Raw genomic sequence first — 20374 nt, forward strand, 5'->3', positions numbered from 1 at the left:
AGCCCCATCTTTCCATTGGTAGATGGGGCTTTTCTTTGTAATTTTGTTTTATGACTCGACTCATTGATTCTCCGAATGCTCATTTAATTGCCGATGGCAATCAGTATGCTCCCTCCCTTTGGTCCTATCAACGGCGGGAAACAATTCCTGTTCAAATTGGTGATTTGTACATGGGATCAGATTTCCCCATTCGGATTCAATCCATGACTACGGTTGACACAATGGACACCCAAGGTTCCATCGATCAGGCCATTCGTATGATCGATGCAGGTTGTGAGTTAGTTCGAATTACGGCTCCATCCGTTAAAGAGGCGCAAAATTTAGAGAATATTCGTAAAGGTCTACGCGAAAGAGGTTATACCACTCCCTTGGTTGCAGATATACATTTTACACCCAATGCAGCCGAATTAGCTGCTAGGATTGTGGAAAAAGTAAGGATTAATCCAGGAAACTACGCTGACAAAAAACGCTTTGAAACCATTGATTATACTGATGCTTCTTATCAAGCGGAATTAGATCGGATTCGTGATAAATTTTTGCCTTTGGTGAAGATTTGTAAAGAATATGGAACTGCAATGCGCATTGGAACCAATCATGGTTCTTTATCGGATCGCATTTTAAGCCGTTATGGCGATACTCCTTTGGGCATGGTGGAATCGGCTTTGGAATTTTTGCGTATCTGCGAGGACGAAAAGTATTCGAATATCGTCCTTTCGATGAAATCTTCGAATACGCAAGTCATGGTAGAAGCGTATCGTTTGCTAAGTAAGAAATTAGCAGACGGAGGTTTTAAAGCCTATCCAATGCATTTAGGTGTGACGGAAGCGGGTGAAGGCGAAGATGGTCGTATTAAATCGGCTGTGGGTATTGGAACCTTACTGGAAGATGGTTTAGGTGATACGATTCGAGTTTCCTTAACGGAAGATCCTGAATTTGAAATTCCAGTCGCGCAAGAATTAGTTCGTAGGTATGAATTCAGAAGTTCTCAAAGTTTGCCTATTGTACCTTTTGAGATCGAAAAACCCTATGTTTCGCCGATAAACCCGTTTGCGCATGAGCGCCGACAAACCAACGAATTGTTGAATTTTGGTGGGCATCAAGTTCCTCGTGTTATTGCTGATTTTTCTCAAATGACACGTATTCAAATGGATGATTTGAAGGCCATAGGCCACTTTTATCTTCCTGAGCCTGATAAATGGGCGATGAATGATTTAGGAGCTGATTACATTTATACGGGTAAGCATTCGGTGGATTTTATGTTACCGAATGGATTAAAGCAAATCGTTAATTCAGAATCTTGGAATGGGAGTCCTCAAGTTTATCCCTTATTTACGATGGATGAATGGAATTCAGCGAATTTAAAGCACGCTGAATTGAATTTCGTCTCAATTGAAGCAGAGGAATTAGCTAATGTCCAATTTGATGGATTGACTAATGTTGTGTTGGTCTTACATAGCAGTAACGCGCATCAGATGGCAGCAATGCGCCGAGGATTTTTTGAACTTGTACATCGTAACATAGCTATTCCCGTTGTCATTAAAATGGCTTATCCCAATGTAGATGAGAATCAATTGCAATTATTTGCGCCTACAGATGCTGGTGGATTATTAATTGATGGATTCGGAGATGGCATCATGTTGTCGATGCCTTATATGACCGGGAAAAATGCGATATTAAACGCAACAGCCTTCGGTATCTTACAGGCAAGTCGGGTTCGGATTTCCAAAACAGAATACATCTCCTGCCCTTCTTGTGGTCGGACATTATTTGATCTACAAGAAACAACAGCTAAAATTCGCCAAGTGACAGATCATTTAAAAGGTATTAAAATTGGTATCATGGGTTGCATTGTGAATGGCCCCGGTGAAATGGCAGATGCGGATTATGGCTATGTAGGGATAGGAAAAGATAAGATCGCCTTGTACAAAGGGCAAGAAGTTGTTAAAAAATCTGTCCCGGCTGATTCTGCAGTGGATGAGTTAATTACCTTGATTAAAGAAAATGGAGATTGGCGTGAACCGTCTATAAACGAATAAATATGAGCAGATTAACAGAACTTTTTAAAATTGGCGAAGTTTTTACATACTTTGTTCGTGTATTTCAAAAGCCAAAACCGGGTGCTCCTACCAACTTTAACATTCGTACGATGCACACAATCAACAAAATATCGATTGTGATGTTTTTGTTTTGTGTTTTGGTTATGCTGTATCGCGCTTTCCTTCGCTAATTATTTCAAGCCGAATTTACACCAATTCGTCTGTGCGAATTTTAGTGCCGCTTTGTCCTTGGTCTTTGATTTAACAAAATCACAGAGATATTGATATTCTTTGGGCCCAGGGGCACTCGGTAATTCATTGATTAGGTTTTCAATTACCTTAATCGCTGCCATCCCCTTCTTTTGCTTAAATAAGAGCGTGCTCTCCGCCATCCACGTTCTTCTAATAACGGATCCTTTATCGATCTCGCATTTAGCCATTTGGTCTTTCATGCGCTTGATATCTGCACTGGATAATTTATTAATCTGTGAGCTTGTCATCACGATTTGAAACACATTTTCATAAATCATTTTAACCAAACCGGGATCAGCGATACGATTATATTGCGCTAAATGCCCTACGAAATAATCAAATAGAGCATTGTTATTGTTCATCATCACCATTTGAATGATGTTCAAAGCGCTCTGACTGACATATTGATTTGTCGGCATTACTTTGACTAACTCATTCACAACCTTGATATTAGTTGCCGTATCAGCTGTCAAACGAGCATATTGTGCATAATTTAATAGGAATGCGAATCCTCGGTCGCCCGACTTAAATTTAGTAGCGAAATTGCTAGCTTGTTCTGTTGGGTTTGCAGCTTTCTGAGCAATACTATTTACATTTAAAATCGAATTTTCACGCTCTCCAAAGGCTTTAGCCTGGACGAGTTTCATCGTTTTAGGATCAAAAAACAAGAATGTAGGTGTCGCATTGATAATCACCTTCAATTGTTGGAGGATCCGTTGGCTCTCTGGTTTGCGAATATCCATTTGATAATTGATGAAATTCGTGTTGTAAATGGCTCCCACTTGTGGTTGTGCAAACGTACCTTTAAACGAATTACAAATGTGGCAATCAGGCGCATAAACTTCTACAAACAACAATTTATTTTGTTGCTTTGCTGCAGCGATTGCTGAATTTAAATTGCTGGTTTTAAGGAAGTTAATTCCTTTTTGTGCGAATCCGCTTGAAGCAATGAAGGATAATAAAACAATGAATTTGAATGAACGCATGCGCTTGGATTATTGGCCTTTTGAGGCCGCTGTAATTTCTTTCTTTAAGTTTTGAGATAGTTTTTTACACACTTGTTCCACTTCGAGTGCAAACTCTGAATCTCCAGTAGCTTGCAATGCGGCATCGCCTACTGTTCCCATGATTTCAATGAAGAATCGCTTCATATCCAACACTTCCATGTCTTTTGTCCACAATGGCAAGGTTAAAGTTCCCTTGTGGTAGGGATCCCATGTTGCAACCAATATCGCTTTGGTTTCTTCGATTCCTTCGTTGGGGTTATCCGTCGCTGTCCAAGAGATTTGTTCAGGAATGCTGTTATCGTCTAATTGTATTTTGAAATTGATTTCAGAATGTTTCATTCGGGCTATTTGTTTTTCGATTCATCCGTGTGTTTCCAAACGAATTAAATCGTATTTTCGTACAAAAGTAAGAAAACTAAATGGTTCGAGCAGAAATAATTACCATTGGCGATGAGATTCTCTACGGTCAAATCCTGGATACGAATACCCAATGGATTAGTTTAGAACTCGATAAAATCGGTATCAAAACCGTGCGGAAGTCCTCCGTAGGTGACCAGCGAGATGAGATTGTTCAAATTCTACATGAAGCGCAAAAGCGCGCTGATATCGTATTCATAACGGGTGGGCTTGGGCCTACCAAAGATGATTTAACGAAAAAAATCTTAGCTGATTTTTTCAATTGCCCCCTCGCCTATCATCCTGAGGCCTTACAAGATGTGACGGATTTCTTTGCCAAAAGAGGGCGTGAATTAAGTGATATAAATCGTGATCAGGCGCTTTTACCCACGAAATGCACCTTTATTCCAAATAAACAAGGAACTGCGCCAGCGATGTGGTTCAACGAACAAGATACAATATGGGTTTCTATGCCAGGAGTTCCTTTCGAAATGAAAGCCATCATGGAAACGGAGGTTTTGCCACGAATTACCACGCATTTTAAACTCCCTGTCATTGTTCATCAAATCAGAAAAGTAGTTGGGATCGGTGAATCCTATTTATCTGATTTAATTCAGGACTGGGAATTACAATTACCCTCCCATTTGAAATTAGCTTATTTGCCCTCTTTGGGTATAGTAAAACTTCGCCTAACCGGCTTTGGGCAAGATAAAGTTCAATTACATGCCGATATTGAGGCCGAGTTTGAAAAGGTTATGCCATTGATCAAAGGCTATATTTTTGGAAGAGAAAAAGATGAATTGGCAAGTGTGGTGGGTCAGTTGCTCGTAGACCAACAAGCAACATTGGCGGTTGCCGAGAGTTGTACCGGAGGGTATTTAGCGCATCAATTTACCCAGCATGCGGGAAGTTCCGCTTATTTTCAAGGGGGTATTATTAGTTATGCGAATGAAGTAAAGGTGAAACAATTAGGTGTTTCTCAAGATATTTTAGATACCGAAGGAGCCGTAAGTGATACTTGTGTGATGGCTATGGCTGCAGGCGCGCGGAAGAATTTAGGTACGACCTATGCGCTAGCCACTTCGGGGATTGCAGGACCTGATGGCGGAACGGACGAAAAGCCTGTTGGAACTATTTGGATCGCATTAGCACATCCGAACGGTGTTATTGCTCGCAAATTAACGCAAGGTGGAACACGTATTCAAAACATACATTTGAGTTCTTTAACAGCAATTAATTTGCTGCGAAGATATTTATTAAACGATTTGGCAGAATAATATGGCAATCACAGAAATCACGATGCCCAAAATGGGTGAAAGTATCATGGAAGCGACCGTTTTAAACTGGTTAAAACAACCAGGTGATTATGTGGAAGCAGATGAATTTATTCTAGAGGTTGCGACTGATAAAATCGATACAGAAGTTCCATCGCCAGTGGCAGGATATTTGAAACAGATTCTCATTCCTGTAGGTCAAGTGGCTACTATTGGAAAAGCCATCTGCATCATTGATGCCAACGATGATGTGCCTGTTGAGAAAAAGTCATTTGAAGCATCCGATGTTTTTCACCCCGAACCTGAGTTGGCGGCATTGACCGACTTAAGTTTAGGTCAAAACATTGATACGAGCACTGATAAGTCTAATCCGTGGGTTTCGCCGTTGATTAAGCAGATATGCCAACAAGAGAAAGTGTCTCAACGGGAATTAAGTGAAATTCGTGGTTCAGGTATGGATGGTCGAGTGACCAAGAAAGACGTCTTGAATTACATTGCTGTACGTAATTCTAAACGTATGGTTGCCTCGGGAACCTTGAGTCAGGGTCCAGGATTGCGTTTGCCTGGTGACGAGGTAATTGAAATGGATCGCATGCGGAAGATGATTTCTGAACGTATGTCGGATTCAAAACGTATTTCTCCCCATGTTACATCTTTTTTAGAAGCTGATATTACCGCTTTGGTACAATGGCGTGAGCAAAATAAGGCGAAGTTTTTGGAGAAATATAAAGAGCCCATTACTTATACACCGCTCTTATTTATGGCCACTGCGCAGGCGATTAAGGATTTTCCTGGGATTAATATTTCTGTGGAGGGGAATTACATCGTGCAGCATAAGCAAATTAATATAGGTATGGCAGTTGCTTTACCCAATGGTAATTTAATTGTGCCTGTCATTCATAATGTCGACGAGCTGTCATTAGTTGAATTGACGAAAAAGGTAAATGATTTATCAAATCGCGCACGGAAAAATAAATTAACACCAGCCGATTTAGAAGGTGGAACCTACACGATCTCGAATATCGGTGGTTTTGGGAATTTGATGGGTACACCGATTATCGTTCAGCCACAAGTTGCAATTATGGCATTCGGCGTAATTGAAAAGAAACCTGCGGTCATTACTGGGCCAAATGGCGAGGATCAAATTGCGATTCGTCAAAAGATGTTTATCTCGCATTCCTATGACCACCGAGTTGTCGATGGATCTCTAGGTGGAGGATTTATCAAGCGTGTGTCTGATTATTTGGAACGCTTTCAGATCGACTTAGCTCTATAAATGAAAAAAGGCTATCATTTCGATAGCCTTTTTTTTGATGCTAGAATTTAGCATTGGGATCTTTTACGTTTGGACGAATGATTCGTAACCAAGTCAATAATTTGATTAGTGGATACGTAGGGTCAAATTCGAACCATTTAGTCGCAAAATTTACGCGATTAGGTAATTTATGGTGGTTGTTTTGGAACAACTCACCCATCATTACCACATCAAATACTAATGAATTTCTTGAGTGATCGTGGTTGTCATAATTTTGATAACCGTATTTGTGGCCTGACCAATTGACAATCGCTCCATGTACAGGTCCCATTAAGAAATGAACAGGTAATAAAAAGAAAAATGCCCAATGCATATCAAAATAGATAAATGCAACAATGTATAATGAAGCATAAGCGACACCCCAACCAATGCGCGAAATCCAAGAATCACCGATGCGTTCAATGGTTTTAGAAACGGGGTATTCATGCTCAAAGCGCTCTTCTACTTTTTGCTTACGATTTAAAACTGCATTATAAATGTCCTTTGTTTTCCACATCATCGTGAAAACATTGCTTGAAAACATGGGTGAATGCGGATCTTTCGGAGTATCTGAAAATGCATGGTGCATGCGGTGTAAAATCGCATAAGCACGTGGACTTAAGAACGATGAACCTTGAGATAAATAGGTTAAGAAATAGAAGAATTTCTCCCAAAACTTACTCATCAAAAACATTTTGTGAGCTGAATATCGATGTAAAAAGAATGTCTGACTAAATAAAGATACGTACCAGTGAATAACAAATGCGGGAAGTACTAATTGCATAAATTTTAATTAAAGTTTCAAGCCACAAATTTACACATGAAAATCTCCACATTGCACAATTCAATCGAATACTTTTCTGATTTTAGTCACTTTCCTATTTACTCGTGAGCTAGGTGAATGGCGTGTGTCGTAGCAATACAAGCCGTTTCTGTACGGAGGATAGCCTTTCCTAGACTAAATGGGATATAATTCTTGCCAAAGAACATGTTTGTTTCTTCGCCCGAAAAATCTCCCTCAGGGCCGATAAATAAATGATAGGACTTATTTAACTCGATTTGTTTGCCTAAAGTAGGAAAAGGAGGATCACTAATATGAGCAAACAATGCTTGGTCTTTAGAGCCTATTTGAATCGAATCCATGACTTGTTTTAAAGGTGCTAAAGTCTGAATTTTAGGTAAAAACAGGTTTTTCGATTGTTTTAATGCAGCGATGGCAATTTTCTCTAAGCGATTCAATTTCATTTCTTTTCGCTCAGAGTTTTTGGAAACGAAAAAACCGATTGTATGAATGCCAAATTCACAACATTTCTCAACCATCCATTCCATGCGTTCCATTTGCTTGGTAGGAGCAACATACAAATGAATCTGATAGGCTGGTTTATCTTGTTTTTCGATTAATTGGAGTTTTACAAAGCTTGTTTTTTTTGAATCGATTGAATCAATAACTGCTTCATAGAGTCCTCCTACTCCATCTAAAATACGAATAGCATCACCATTTCTTAAACGCAAAACCCGAAAAGCATGAAAGGATTCTTCTTCATTTAAGAAACCTATGCTAGTCGGGTTTGGCGCAAAAAAAACATATTTACTCATGTATTACTCAGGATCTTCAGAACGAAACGAAAAACGAGACGGATCTAATGAGAGTGTTCCGCTATTGAAATCTGAAATGAATTTTTCGATAACATCATCTTCTAAGGAAGGAACATAAAGTGCTACTTCTAAACCGATACCATATTCGAAATCCTCATCGATTTCAATGTATTCATTTACTTTGATTTCATCATTTTCTTCAAGCTCGTCGATGATTTCAAGAATCATTACTTCAACCTCTTCGTCTAATGATTCATTTTCAACGTATGTTTCATCTCTATTTTCTATAGGGACATACAATGGGAAATGGTGAATCGCTTCTTGTTCAGCAGCCTCATAAATTGCACTCGCGTAATGTAGCTGCAAGGTGCAAAGGATTGCATCGTAAATTACTTCTTGCTTATTGAATTGGCCCACAAACTGTATGTGGACCATTTCTTTCTCATTTCCTGTTGGTAAATCGTCATCCTCAATAACGATAAATGGCTTGTTAGCCTGTTTGCACTGGTCTTTTAGTTGTTGGATTTCCTCCTTTGAAAAGCCAGGGTTTGCGTTCGTTGTCATGTAGGATTATTTGATTAAAAGTAATTCGCGGTATTTTGGTAGAGGCCATTCATCGTCGTCTACGATTAATTCAAGTTTATCTACAGCGTAGCGAATCTCTTCGAAATAGCCCTTAACCTTGGTGCCATAAAGTGTCGCTCTTTCTTCTAATTCTTCTACATTATTAGCTTCCTTACGTGCTTCAGTCATTTCGCTTTGTAAACGAACGATGCTTGACGTGTATTCCGAGATTTTCTTAATCATTTCCACCGTAGGGGCAAAATAATGCGGATCAATACCGATTTCTTTTTGACCTTTTACGTTTTCAACCAATTGTGTTTGGTATTTCAATGATGTAGAAACAATGTGATTGATCGCCATATCTCCAATGACACGTGATTCGATTTGAATTTTCTTCACATAGTTTTCTAATTCAATTTCGTGACGCGCGTGCATCTCTTCTTTTGAATAGATTCCGTGTTTTGTAAATAATTCGATTGATTCTGGTCGAGCATATACTGCCAAAGCTTCTGGAGTTGTTTTTAAATTAGACAAACCTCTTTTTTCAGCCTCAACGACCCATTCATCTGAATATCCATTACCCTCAAAGCGTATTTTCTTCGATTCCTTCACATATTGCTTCAGAACCTCCATAATCGCTAATTCCTTCTTCACTCCTTTTTCAAGGATTACCTCAACTTCCTTACGGAATTTGATTAATTGATCTGCCACAATCGTATTCAAAACGGTCATCGGAGCAGCTGAATTCGCAGATGATCCTACGGCACGGAATTCGAATTTATTTCCCGTAAAAGCAAATGGAGACGTTCTATTGCGGTCTGTGTTATCTAAAATTAAAGAAGGTATTTTATTGATACCTAGTTTAAGGTATACGTTATCTCCTTTTTCTAATGTGATATCATCGATATCACTCATATTTTCTAAATCGTCCAACACCTGGCTCATCGTCGATCCTAAGAATGCTGAAACAATCGCTGGTGGAGCTTCATTAGCACCTAAACGGTGTTCATTGCCTGCAGATGCAATTGATGCACGTAATAAATCAGCACGATCATGGACAGCTTTCAATGTATTTACAAAGAACGTTAAGAAACGTAAATTTTCTTTCGGTTTCGATGAGGGTCCTAATAGATTAACTCCTGTATCCGTCGCTAAAGCCCAGTTATTGTGCTTACCTGATCCATTGATGCCAGCGAAAGGTTTTTCGTGGAATAATACTTTAAGCTTATGTTTCGATGCTACCTTATTCATTAAGTCCATCAAAAGCGCGTTGTGATCACATGCTAAGTTGGCCTCTTCAAATGTTGGCGCCACCTCAAATTGAGCAGGTGCTACCTCATTGTGTCGCGTACGAACAGGCATACCCAATTTCAAGGCTTCAATTTCAAAATCTACCATGAAAGCATTCGCTCGATTTGGAATAGACCCAAAATAATGATCTTCTAATTGTTGGCCTTTAGCTGGTGCATGACCAAATACTGTTCTTCCCGACATCACTAAATCTGGGCGGGCGTTGAATAATGCTTCGTCAACTAAGAAATATTCTTGCTCTGCTCCCAATGTAGGGATAACTTTACTTACGTCACGATTAAAGAATTCTTTGACCACAGCTGTAGCAGCTTTGTCAATTAATTCAATGGATTTCAATAAAGGTGTTTTGTAATCAAGTGCTTCTCCTGTATATGAAACAAATACCGATGGAATACAAAGTGTAGCTGTACCAGCAGCATTCTCCATAATAAATGCTGGAGAAGATGGGTCCCAACCGGTATATCCACGTGCCTCGAAAGTGGAGCGAATACCACCATTTGGGAATGATGATGCATCAGGTTCTTGTTGGACTAATGCTGATCCTTTAAATTTCTCAACAGCTTTTCCATTGCTTAAATCAATGTCAAAAAATGAATCATGTTTTTCTGCGGTTGTTCCAGTTAAGGGTTGAAACCAGTGCGTATAGTGTGTTGCACCTTTTGAGATAGCCCATGATTTCATAGCAGCTGCTACTTCATCTGCCGCGTCTCGATCTATTTTTGAACCCGTTTGGATCGCAGTATTAATCTTTAAGTATGCCTCTGGGGATAATAACGAACGCATGACTTCATCACTGAAGGTCATACTTCCATAGTAATCACTAACTTTTTCGGTAGGTAGTTTAACAGGAGTTCCTGCGCGCATTTGAGCTAATTCAAGTGCTTTAAATCGAGTTATAGCCATAATTAATCTTGATGTATTGAAGTTTAAAACTAACCAAAATGTCTGACTTTTCCATAGCTAATTTGAGCTGTTTGCAAATTGTATTTGGTGTGGTATAAATTTGATTTTTTGCAGATTTTGCAAATAGTCGTTTGAATTATTGTGTTTTGTGAAATTTTCTGTTGTTTTTCATTAAATCTCGTTTAAATTTGTATCAAGTTTTCGCATAAAAGTATTTTTATTATCATTTTAAGTATAAAATCATGGCTAAATCAAAATTGGAGTACATTTGGTTGGATGGCAATAAGCCAACACAGAGTTTACGTTCTAAGACAAAAATCGAGAACAATTTCAGTGGAAAATTAGAAGACTTAGATATGTGGTCTTTCGATGGTTCATCTACATTGCAAGCTGAAGGTGGTTCTTCTGATTGTTTGTTGAAGCCCGTTTACGTTTGTCCAGATCCAGCACGCCGTGATGGTTATTTAGTAATGTGCGAAGTTTTGAACGCAGATGGTACGCCACACGTTACAAACGGTCGCGCAACAATTGAAGATGATGATAATGATTTCTGGTTCGGTTTTGAGCAAGAATATTTCCTTTGGGATCCAGAAACAAATAAGCCATTGGGTTTCCCTGCAAATGGGTATCCTGAGCCTCAAGGACCTTACTACTGTTCAGTAGGTGCAAAAAATGCTTATGGTCGTGAAATTATTGAAGAGCATATGGACTTGTGTATTGACGCAGGTTTGAATATTGAAGGTATTAATGCAGAAGTAGCTGCAGGTCAGTGGGAATTCCAAATGTTTGCTAAAGGAGCAAAACAAGCAGGTGATGAAATCTGGTTGGGTCGTTATTTATTGGAGCGTTTAGGTGAGAAATACGGTGTTGCAATCAACTGGCACTGTAAGCCTTTAGGAGAGTTGGATTGGAATGGTTCAGGAATGCATGCAAACTTCTCGAATACAGCTTTGCGTACAGCGGGTAAAAAAGAGACTTACGATGCTATTTGTAATTCATTTGCTCCATTTGTTAAAGAGCACATTGAGGTTTATGGAGCAGACAACCACATGCGTTTAACTGGAAAGCATGAAACTGCTTCGATTCATGATTTCTCTTATGGAGTATCAGATCGTGGTGCATCAATCCGTATTCCTATTGCGGTAGTAGAAAAAGGATGGAAAGGTTGGTTAGAAGATCGTCGTCCGAATTCAGCTGCCGATCCATACAAAGTAGCAGCTCGCATTATCAAAACGGTGAAAACTGCGAAAATTTAAGTTGTTTTAATCTTGCATTTATATACTTTATGATTGAAAATGGCGGGTTTTCCCGCCATTTTTGTTTTATTTTGTGTCCTGAATTGGTTAGATGAAAAAGGTTGCCTTTTATACACTCGGTTGTAAATTGAATTTTGCGGAATCAAGCTCCATTGCTAGGTCTTTAGAACCTGTGGGTTTTGTGCGCGCGGAATTTCAGGATAATCCTGATTTATTTGTAATCAATACTTGTAGTGTTACGGAGCAGGCCGACAAGAAATGTAAAAAAGTAGTTCGCGAAGCAAAAAAAATCAATCCGGCGGCAGCAGTAGTGATTATTGGTTGTTATGCGCAATTGAAGCCCGAAGAAATTGCGGCAATTCCCGGGGTAGATTTAGTGCTTGGTGCAAATGAAAAATTTCAGTTGCCTGAATTAATCCTCCCCTATCTCGACCGTACTGTTCAAGATTTACCCAAATTAATTGCTTCCGAAATTCGATATGATTTAGATTATCATGCTTCATATAGTGTGAATGATCGAACGCGAACATTCTTAAAAGTGCAAGACGGTTGCGATTACCCTTGCTCCTATTGTACCATTCCATTAGCTCGCGGACAATCTCGTTCGGATTCAATAGAGAAAGTATTAGGGTTGATTGAGGAAATTGCAGCGAATGGAGTGAAAGAAATTGTATTAACAGGTGTTAATATTGGTGATTTTGGAATCCAACAAGGTAAGCGAGTAGAAACATTTTTCGAGTTGGTTCAGGCGATTGAGGAAAAATCTTCGATTGAGCGTTTTCGTATCTCGAGTATAGAGCCCAATTTATTGACGCCAGAAATGATTTCATTTTTGGCTACTTCAAAACGCTTTGTTCCACATTTTCATATTCCACTGCAATCTTGTTCAAATGCCGTATTGCGATTGATGAAGCGTAGATATCAACGAGAATTATACCAAGATCGGGTTGCTTTGATTCGTTCCGTTATGCCAAATGCCTGTATTGGCGTAGATATTATTGTTGGGCATCCAGGTGAAACGCCTGAGTTGTTTTTGGAGACATACCAATTTTTGAATGAACTTGAAATTTCATATTTGCACGTCTTTCCTTATTCAGAACGGGCAAATACATATGCTGTCGACATTAAACCGAAAGTTGACGGCATGCAAAAATCTGAACGCTCTAAAATGCTTCATATTTTATCAGATAAAAAGCGTCATGCCTTTTATGAAAGTCAATTGGGAAATATGGGACTAGTGTTGTTTGAGGAGTCATCCGAAAATGGCCAAATGGAAGGTTTCTCAGAGAATTATGTGCGTGTTTCTGTTCCTTATGATCCATTGTTGATCAATACGATTCAACCTGTTCGTTATAAATCATTGACTGATTCTGGTGAAGTGAAGGGGGAAGTGATGTTAGTCGTCAGTCGCTAGTCGTCAGTCGTCAGTCGCTAGTCATCAGTTGCTAGTCGTCAGTCGTTAGTCGTTAGTCACTAGTCGTCAGTCATCAGTCACTAGTTATTAGTCCGAAGTCCGGAGTTTATGTAAGTTTTCTCGAACTTTTTTTAACTATATTCCTAATTTTTGTGTTAGCAACATAGGCATCATGTTTATTAGGCTAGGATCATCATGTCTTTGAAGTTGTTTGCATAAATAATATTCCCGTCTCTTAAATAAAGTTATTACTTTCTCTTCGCTCTTAATTCTTAACTCTTAACTCATAGACGCGAAGTATCGCGTCTCTACAGTCCAGCGTCCAATGTCTAACGTCCATCAAACAAAAAAGCCAGCAACTAAAAGTCGCCGGCTTTCCGATTGAAACAAAACCACAAGAACCATTACTTGCGGCTCTGCTGTGTGAACTATTCTGCAATCGATTCGTCGTGTTGCGAGATGTCCAATCCTAATCTTTCTTCTTCTTCGTTAACACGCAATGGGATAATTTTATCCGTGATGATTAACAATAAGTAAGATAAACCGAAAGCAAATGCTGAAACGATTGCTAAGGCTAATAAGTGCTTAAAGAATAATGCAGTTTCTCCGTAGAATAAACCTTGTTCTGCTACTGCCGAGTTTACTGCTGTCGTTGCGAAAATACCAGTCATCAACATACCTACCATACCGCCTAAACCGTGGCAAGGAAATACATCTAACGTATCATCTAAATTTGAACTAGCTCTCCAGTGTGCTGCTATGTTAGAAACAATCGCCGCAATTACACCAATAAAGATTGCAACTGGCACTGTAACAAATCCTGAAGCAGGTGTGATAGCTACTAGACCGACTACAGCTCCGATACAGAATCCTAATGCAGAAACTTTTTTGCCACGAGTTACATCAAATAAGATCCATGATAAACCAGCAGCAGCTGCTGCTACGTGCGTTGTTGCGAAAGCTGTTACGGCTAATCCGTTTGCTCCCACGGCAGAACCCGCGTTAAAACCAAACCATCCGAACCATAATAAACCTGTTCCTAATAATACATAGGGAATGTTTGCTGGAGGCAAAATGTTAGACTCGATGTGCGACTTACGACGACGTAAGTAAAGCGCTCCTGCTAAGGCTGCCCATCCTGCCGACATGTGTACAACTGTTCCTCCTGCGAAATCCAATACACCTAAGTTGAAAAGGAATCCGTCTGGGTGCCATGTCCAGTGAGCTAATGGTGCATAAACAACCACACAGAATAATACCATAAACAATACAAATGCACGGAAGTTGATACGTTCAGCTAGTGCACCTGAAATAAGTGCTGGTGTAATTACCGCAAATTTCATTTGAAAGAATGCAAAAAGTGCAAATGGAATGGTAAACTTTAATTGGTCAGATGAACCCAATGATAGTTTGTGGTCAAATACCCCGTTGAACATAAAAAATGTTCTAGGGTCACCAATCCAGCCGCCTAACGAATCTCCGAATGCCAAAGAGAATCCGAATACAATCCAAATTACAGAAATTACACCCATGGCAATAAATGATTGTAACATCGTTGAAATCACGTTTTTGTGATTCACCATACCACCGTAGAAATAAGCTAATCCTGGTGTCATTAATAATACTAAACCTGAGGCTACAATCATCCAGGCTGTATCACCTGTGTCTAAACCTTCTGTTGGCATCGCACCTGGAACAGAAGTAGTAAATAATGCAAGTACTGCAATTGCTACGAGTACGAGTAGCGGGATCCATGTTGGTTTTTGTGAAGTCATGTTCGTACTGATTAAAGGGTGAATAATGGAAAAAATTAATATTTATAGATGAAGTGTAATCCTAATGTAGTTTGAGATTTTTGAGCCTTTCCGTCGCCATCAACAAATTGTGCTGTCTTGTAAGCATCAGAGCGCAATTCTGGTTTGATTAACAAATGTCCATCAGCAGCTGTAAAAGTTGCAGTTAGTGTTAAAGAGCTAACATCTGTTCCTGATCCATCTGCTGCACGTAATGCACGAGCGCCAGATGTGTTGTCGAAAACCTCATAACGTCCACCTACACTAAATTTATCAGTGAATGCATAGTTAGAGTAAAGGGCAACTCCTCCCCAAGTTTTGCTGTCTCCAACGCTACCTCCACCTTGAAAATCACCAGTTTGTGATCCGTAAGCTGCATTTAAACCTAATAAGTATTTAGGTGTAACTTGGTATGAAGTTGTTAAGTCTAACAAATTGTAGCTACCAGAATCATCTTTGCCAGATGCTAATGGTGCTGATTCATTTGATGAAATTCCGTTTACATAAACATTCCAACCTGCGATTGGGGAAGAAAACACTTGGTAGATTAATCCTTTTGACGCATTGTTGTCGTTTAGATTATCCACATTGTTGACCAATCCAACCATGGCAGAAAATTTGTCGCTGAATGCATAATTTGCTTTAGCACCGATGTGATAGAATGGACCATTGTTGAATAAATTAGAAAGTGAGTAGTTGTAGTTAACTGGGGCGTCAATTACTTCATAGCCAATGTGTGTACCAAATTGTCCAGCTGTCAACGTTAATTTGTCGGATGCTTTCCAATTAAAATATGCTTGTTTGATTGCTAGTGCGGTTGTTGCCTTGCCAGCACCTAAAGGCCCGATTACGTTTCCGTATTGTCCTAAATCTGCGTTGGGTCCGAAAGTTAAATCAACGACAACATCTGAATTCTTTGTTGCGTAGCCAAATTTCGTTTGAACAAGTCCTAATGAGAACTGATTTGATTTTTGATCAAATGCTCGCTCATATCCTGATGCTCCTAAATTGCTCCGATTTGTAGGGCTGTTGAAATTCAACATATAGTACGAATCAATGTAGCCGGTAAAGCTAAACTTGGGTGCCTCGGATTCTTTTTCTTGGGAAAATCCACAAAATGCTGTAGCTGCGAAAATAGCTGTTAGGATAGATTTCTTCATGTGCGGAATTGTTTAAAAGTTTATAAATGCTTGATTACAATTCAAAGATTGAGGAAATTATATTATGATGCAAGTGTTCTGGTATATTTTTAAACCTATTTTTTGAAATAATTCAAAAATTGTTCAAAATATGGATAAAAAATAAACCTATTTTTTGTGATTTTGCAAAAATGTTTTAAAAATGAATGTAAAATTAAACGAGCAAAATTGTCGAATTGGAAAAGTGCAATGTTTTCAAATTAATGATGAGTTGAGTATTTAGGACAAAAAAAAGAGCCCATCATTTGATGAGCTCTCTATCGTAATATTATTTAATGGTTATTACGCTTCTGCGTGCAACCAAGCTTTTTTTGCTTCAAGTGTTTCTTTGTCCTCTACGTGGTCTGGATCTGGAACACAGCAATCTACTGGACAAACCGCTGCACATTGTGGTTCTTCATGGAAACCTGTACATTCTGTACACTTATCAGGTACAATGTAATAGAACTCTTCTGAAATAGGTTCAATAGGAGCTTTAGCATCCATGCTGGATCCATCCTCTAATTCTACTTCAGTTAATGCAGTTCCTCCGGCCCAAGTCCATTCTACACCACCTTCATAAATAGCTGTATTTGGGCATTCTGGTTCGCAAGCCCCACAGTTAATACATTCGTCTGTAATGATAATTGCCATAACAAGTATTAAAAATTTTGTGCAATTTACACAAGAAGTTTTGAATAGTATATAATATATGCAGAGTATTCTAAAATTTTAAGAACTTTGTAATGCTATTTTATAATAATTAAGCCCTTTAATATGTTGAATAATCGTTTTATATCCTTGATTCTAGGTTTGCAAGCTTTTTTTGAGGATTCATCCAACAAAGAAAAAATTGAACTATTTATAGAAAGGGCGAAAAATGAGAACGCTTGGTTTTCGGATTATTTAATTCGAAATGCCATGGACGCAATCAATCAGCAATTTTTTGATGCTTCTAGTTGGAAATCGTTTTTTGAAAAGCAGCCTGCTCCCTCTCAATCACCCAAACGTGTAGGCTTGATACTTTCAGGCAATCTTCCTGCCGTAGGAATGCATGATTTATTAATGCTTATTGCGGCAGGTCACCAACCAGTGCTTAAACTTAGTTCTCAAGATAAGGCACTGATGATGTTGTATATAGATGCAATTCGTTCCATTGACGCAAGTATTGTTATAGAAGTTGTAGATCGATTACCTTCTGTGGATGCTGTGATTGCGACGGGTTCCGACTTCTCTTCTTCCTATTTTTCTAATTACTTTGCTAAGATTCCCCATATCATACGTAAGAATCGTAGCTCCGTTGCTGTTTTGACAGGAAAAGAAACGAAATCTGATTATGAAGGTCTTGCTACTGATATCTTTACTTATTATGGTTTGGGTTGTCGGAATGTGTCTACAATCGCCGTGCCAGAATCCTTCGATTTAATTCCTTTATTTGATGTATTAACGCAGGTAGGTTGGGTGTTGGATCATACCAAGTATTCGAATAACTATCAATATCACAAGACATTGATGCTGTTGAATCAAATACCTCACTTTGATTTAGGAAATATAATTGTAACAGAAAGTGAAGAACTCGTTTCACCTGTGGGTATTTTGCATGTTCATCGTTATGATTCACTGGAAGCTTTGGAATCTTGGCTTAATCAACATTCAGAAAAGATTCAATGTGTAGTGAGCCAAAAGGCAATTCCGTTCGGTCAGGCGCAGATGCCTGCGTTGGATGATTGGGCGGATGGAATCAATACTTATGAGTTTCTAGTTAATTTGTCGTAAACAAGTTTTTTCAAGAAAAAAGCCCCTGATAATCCTACAATAGCCCCTGTAAGTACATCGATGGGATAATGAACGCCTAAATAGATGCGGCTGAATGATACAAGTGCGGCCCAAATAAATAATGGAATACTGATCCGTTTGTTCTGAGTTAATAAATAAAAACACATCGCCACGGCAAAGGCATTGGCCGCATGTGAAGAACAAAAACCGTAAAGTCCCCCTGCCCCATTCGGTGTGTGAATCCAGGATTGAAAAGCTTCAACATGGCTAGGCCTGAGGCGTTTAATCCAAGGTTTTAATACGCTAGATGAAATTTGGTCCGCCCAAAGTATCGAAAAGACAATATAGAGTAATGCAGCTTTGATCGCTTTTTGATTGTTTTTGTATATTTTCCAAATCAAAACCGCATACAGAGGAATCCAGACATATTTGTCGGACAGAAAAATCATAAATGTATCACGTGAATCGCTGTGCCATTCATTGATCAATTTAAATAAGCTTTCATCCCAAGCTGGAAACATGATTTAAAATTTAAATACCTCACGAACACGTGAAAGTGTTGCGGCTGCAATGGGTTCCACTTTACGTTCTCCTATTTCTAATTTTTCTTCAATCAAAGCGGGATTATTCATGTAATAATCAAATTTTTCACGCGCCTCTTTGAAATATTCGAGCATCAAACTGTGCAATGCTTGTTTGGCATGTCCATAACCATATCCTCCTGCTAAATAATTTTGACGCATTTCTGCCGTTTGTTCAGGCGTCGCAATGAGTTGGTATAATTTGAACGTAATATCATTATCTGGATCTTTCGGATCTTCCAACGGCGTTGAATCCGATTCGATTTTTTTGATTTGCTTTAATAAATCCTTTTCAGGTAAAAAGATATCAATGTAATTATTGAGCGATTTACTCATTTTATTCCCATCAATGCCCGGAATCGTCATCACGGATTCATTGATGTATGCTTCCGGGATAACAAAAATATCGTTTTCGGCCATCCGATTAAATGATCCTGCAATATCGCGCGTCATTTCGATGTGCTGGCGCTGGTCTTTACCCACCGGAATCAACTCTGCATCATACAATACAATGTCAGCCGCTTGTAAAACAGGATATGTGAATAGACCGGCGTTGACATTTGCCATTTGTGTGGATTTATCCTTGAAGCTGTGGGCGTTTGCCAACATCGGATAAGGTGTTACGCAGTTCAAATACCACATGATTTCGGTATGGTAGCTGGCTAATTTCGATTGACGATAGAAATAATTTTTATCTGTATCAAAACCAAATGCTAGCCAAGCGGCTGCAATGGATAAGGTGTTTGTGCGAATTTGTTCCCCATCACGTAGGCTTGTTAATGTATGTAAATCGGCAATAAATAAAAAAGATTCATTTCCCGCTTGTTTGGAAAGTTCTATAGCAGGCATGATTGCTCCTAAAATATTGCCTAAATGGGGTTTTCCAGATGATTGAATACCAGTTAAAATGCGCATATACGAGATAAAAATTTTACAAAAATCAGGAAATTCATTCAATTCTCCCAATATATTTTTTGTCACCAAAATGTGAACTTCTCCCCTGTGCTTTCTGCTAATTTTTCGCTAATTTCGTTTACCTAAATTTTAGCGGTTTCTCATGTCCATATCCCCTGGTCTTTTAAGCTTTTTGTCTGATTTAAAAGCGAACAATTCACGCGAATGGTTTGCTGCAAATAAAGCTTTATATGACGTTGAAAAAGGGAATTTTGATAAACTAATCGATTCGCTCATCTTATCGTACAGTGAATTTGAAAACATGGTTGGGGTTGAAAGGAAGCATTGCTCCTATCGAATTTATCGGGATGTTCGATTTTCTAAAAATAAAGAACCTTACAAGACCTGGTTTTCTGCGAGTTTTTCAGAAGGTGGGCGACGTTCAGGATTGATGGATTATTACCTTCATATTGAACCCGGAGGTAAGTCTTTTTTAGGAGGCGGAATGTATAGCCCTACGCCTGAACAAATGGCTAAATACCGTCAGGAAGTTGATTATAATGGCGCGGCCCTTCGAAAAATTGTCGAGTCTCCCCAATTCGTTTCTACATTTGGAACTGCTGAGGGGGAAATGCTTCAAAAAGTTCCCAAGGGATTTGATCCTACTTCGGAGGATGCACCTTATTTACGTAGAAAGCAATTGTTTTATTGGAAGCATTATACCGACAATGAATTACAATCAGCTGATTTTATTTCTCAGTTAATGAAGGACTCGGTGGTGATGAAGCCTTTTCTTGATTTTTTGAATGCAACATTTTTTGATAAAGAACCTTTTTAATACCATTTAAT

Annotated in this window: 19 protein-coding genes; 8 read left to right on the top strand and 11 right to left on the bottom strand. The window is 38.9% G+C overall.

Features of this window, described 5'->3' with window-relative positions:
• The first annotated feature begins 50 nt into the window (after positions 1 to 50).
• Complete coding sequence (gene ispG, locus SKC38_RS05485; protein WP_377975818.1) at positions 51 to 2036, top strand: (E)-4-hydroxy-3-methylbut-2-enyl-diphosphate synthase; 1986 nt, start codon at positions 51 to 53, stop codon at positions 2034 to 2036.
• A gap of 2 nt (positions 2037 to 2038) precedes the next feature.
• Positions 2039 to 2227 carry a DUF6728 family protein gene (locus SKC38_RS05490; RefSeq protein ID WP_377975820.1) on the top strand — a complete coding sequence of 63 codons (189 nt, stop codon included), beginning with the start codon at positions 2039 to 2041 and terminating at the stop codon, positions 2225 to 2227.
• Here SKC38_RS05490 and SKC38_RS05495 read toward each other — a convergent pair whose 3' ends face one another.
• Together SKC38_RS05495 and gldC are read right to left on the bottom strand one after the other, a co-directional pair.
• On the bottom strand, positions 2228 to 3274 hold the full coding sequence (locus tag SKC38_RS05495; protein ID WP_377975822.1) for a thioredoxin family protein: 1047 nt from the start codon (positions 3272 to 3274) through the stop codon (positions 2228 to 2230). It lies immediately after the preceding gene.
• A 9-nt stretch (positions 3275 to 3283) separates the two neighbouring features.
• Positions 3284 to 3634, bottom strand: a complete 351-nt coding sequence (gene gldC, locus SKC38_RS05500; protein WP_377975823.1) for a gliding motility protein GldC — start codon at positions 3632 to 3634, stop codon at positions 3284 to 3286.
• An 80-nt stretch (positions 3635 to 3714) separates the two neighbouring features.
• On the opposite strand from gldC, the gene SKC38_RS05505 reads away from it, so the two are divergent.
• Positions 3715 to 4968, top strand: coding sequence for a competence/damage-inducible protein A (locus SKC38_RS05505; RefSeq protein ID WP_377975825.1), 1254 nt, complete (start codon positions 3715 to 3717; stop codon positions 4966 to 4968).
• A gap of 1 nt (position 4969) precedes the next feature.
• Positions 4970 to 6241 (top strand): dihydrolipoamide acetyltransferase family protein, encoded by a 1272-nt coding sequence (locus tag SKC38_RS05510; protein ID WP_377975827.1) that lies wholly within the window; start codon positions 4970 to 4972, stop codon positions 6239 to 6241.
• Positions 6242 to 6281: 40 nt separating this feature from the next.
• Here the strand turns inward: SKC38_RS05510 and SKC38_RS05515 are convergent, their stop codons facing one another.
• The 4 genes from SKC38_RS05515 to SKC38_RS05530 form a co-directional block, all read right to left on the bottom strand.
• Positions 6282 to 7043, bottom strand: coding sequence for an acyl-CoA desaturase (locus tag SKC38_RS05515; RefSeq protein WP_377975829.1), 762 nt, complete (start codon positions 7041 to 7043; stop codon positions 6282 to 6284).
• Between the two features lie 98 nt (positions 7044 to 7141).
• Positions 7142 to 7855 (bottom strand): RsmE family RNA methyltransferase, encoded by a 714-nt coding sequence (locus SKC38_RS05520; protein ID WP_377975831.1) that lies wholly within the window; start codon positions 7853 to 7855, stop codon positions 7142 to 7144.
• Positions 7856 to 7858: 3 nt separating this feature from the next.
• Positions 7859 to 8419, bottom strand: a complete 561-nt coding sequence (locus SKC38_RS05525; protein WP_377975833.1) for a hypothetical protein — start codon at positions 8417 to 8419, stop codon at positions 7859 to 7861.
• Between the two features lie 6 nt (positions 8420 to 8425).
• Positions 8426 to 10633, bottom strand: a complete 2208-nt coding sequence (locus SKC38_RS05530; RefSeq protein ID WP_377975834.1) for a glutamine synthetase III family protein — start codon at positions 10631 to 10633, stop codon at positions 8426 to 8428.
• Positions 10634 to 10875: 242 nt separating this feature from the next.
• Between SKC38_RS05530 and SKC38_RS05535 the strand changes: the two genes are divergently transcribed.
• Together SKC38_RS05535 and mtaB are read left to right on the top strand one after the other, a co-directional pair.
• Complete coding sequence (locus tag SKC38_RS05535; RefSeq protein ID WP_377975836.1) at positions 10876 to 11889, top strand: glutamine synthetase beta-grasp domain-containing protein; 1014 nt, start codon at positions 10876 to 10878, stop codon at positions 11887 to 11889.
• Positions 11890 to 11980: 91 nt separating this feature from the next.
• Positions 11981 to 13303, top strand: coding sequence for a tRNA (N(6)-L-threonylcarbamoyladenosine(37)-C(2))-methylthiotransferase MtaB (gene mtaB, locus SKC38_RS05540; RefSeq protein WP_377975838.1), 1323 nt, complete (start codon positions 11981 to 11983; stop codon positions 13301 to 13303).
• Between the two features lie 428 nt (positions 13304 to 13731).
• Here mtaB and SKC38_RS05545 read toward each other — a convergent pair whose 3' ends face one another.
• The 3 genes from SKC38_RS05545 to SKC38_RS05555 all read right to left on the bottom strand — a co-directional run bounded on the left by SKC38_RS05545 (position 13732) and on the right by SKC38_RS05555 (position 16928).
• Positions 13732 to 15078, bottom strand: coding sequence for an ammonium transporter (locus SKC38_RS05545; RefSeq protein ID WP_377975840.1), 1347 nt, complete (start codon positions 15076 to 15078; stop codon positions 13732 to 13734).
• 35 nt (positions 15079 to 15113) lie between these two features.
• Positions 15114 to 16256, bottom strand: a complete 1143-nt coding sequence (locus SKC38_RS05550; protein ID WP_377975842.1) for an outer membrane beta-barrel protein — start codon at positions 16254 to 16256, stop codon at positions 15114 to 15116.
• 321 nt (positions 16257 to 16577) lie between these two features.
• Positions 16578 to 16928, bottom strand: a complete 351-nt coding sequence (locus SKC38_RS05555) for a 4Fe-4S dicluster domain-containing protein (protein ID WP_377975844.1) — start codon at positions 16926 to 16928, stop codon at positions 16578 to 16580.
• A 123-nt stretch (positions 16929 to 17051) separates the two neighbouring features.
• Between SKC38_RS05555 and SKC38_RS05560 the strand changes: the two genes are divergently transcribed.
• Entirely contained in the window at positions 17052 to 18050 is a 999-nt protein-coding gene (locus tag SKC38_RS05560; protein ID WP_377975845.1) for an aldehyde dehydrogenase family protein, read from the top strand.
• Here SKC38_RS05560 and SKC38_RS05565 read toward each other — a convergent pair.
• Together SKC38_RS05565 and trpS are read right to left on the bottom strand one after the other, a co-directional pair.
• Positions 18023 to 18571: a phosphatase PAP2 family protein gene (locus SKC38_RS05565; RefSeq protein WP_377975847.1), complete on the bottom strand. Its 549-nt coding sequence runs from the start codon at positions 18569 to 18571 to the stop codon at positions 18023 to 18025. The two genes, SKC38_RS05560 and SKC38_RS05565, sit on opposite strands and share 28 nt — an antisense overlap.
• A gap of 3 nt (positions 18572 to 18574) precedes the next feature.
• A complete protein-coding gene (gene trpS, locus SKC38_RS05570) occupies positions 18575 to 19546 on the bottom strand; it encodes a tryptophan--tRNA ligase (RefSeq protein ID WP_377975849.1) in 972 nt (323 codons plus the stop codon).
• A 142-nt stretch (positions 19547 to 19688) separates the two neighbouring features.
• On the opposite strand from trpS, the gene SKC38_RS05575 reads away from it, so the two are divergent.
• The gene (locus SKC38_RS05575; RefSeq protein WP_377975851.1) at positions 19689 to 20363 is read left to right on the top strand and encodes a DUF2461 domain-containing protein; all 675 of its coding nucleotides are present in this window, start codon (positions 19689 to 19691) and stop codon (positions 20361 to 20363) included.
• Positions 20364 to 20374 lie beyond the last annotated feature (11 nt).

Source organism: Aquirufa echingensis (assembly GCF_042714525.1).
Classification (GTDB): Bacteria; Bacteroidota; Bacteroidia; order Cytophagales; family Spirosomataceae; genus Aquirufa; species Aquirufa echingensis.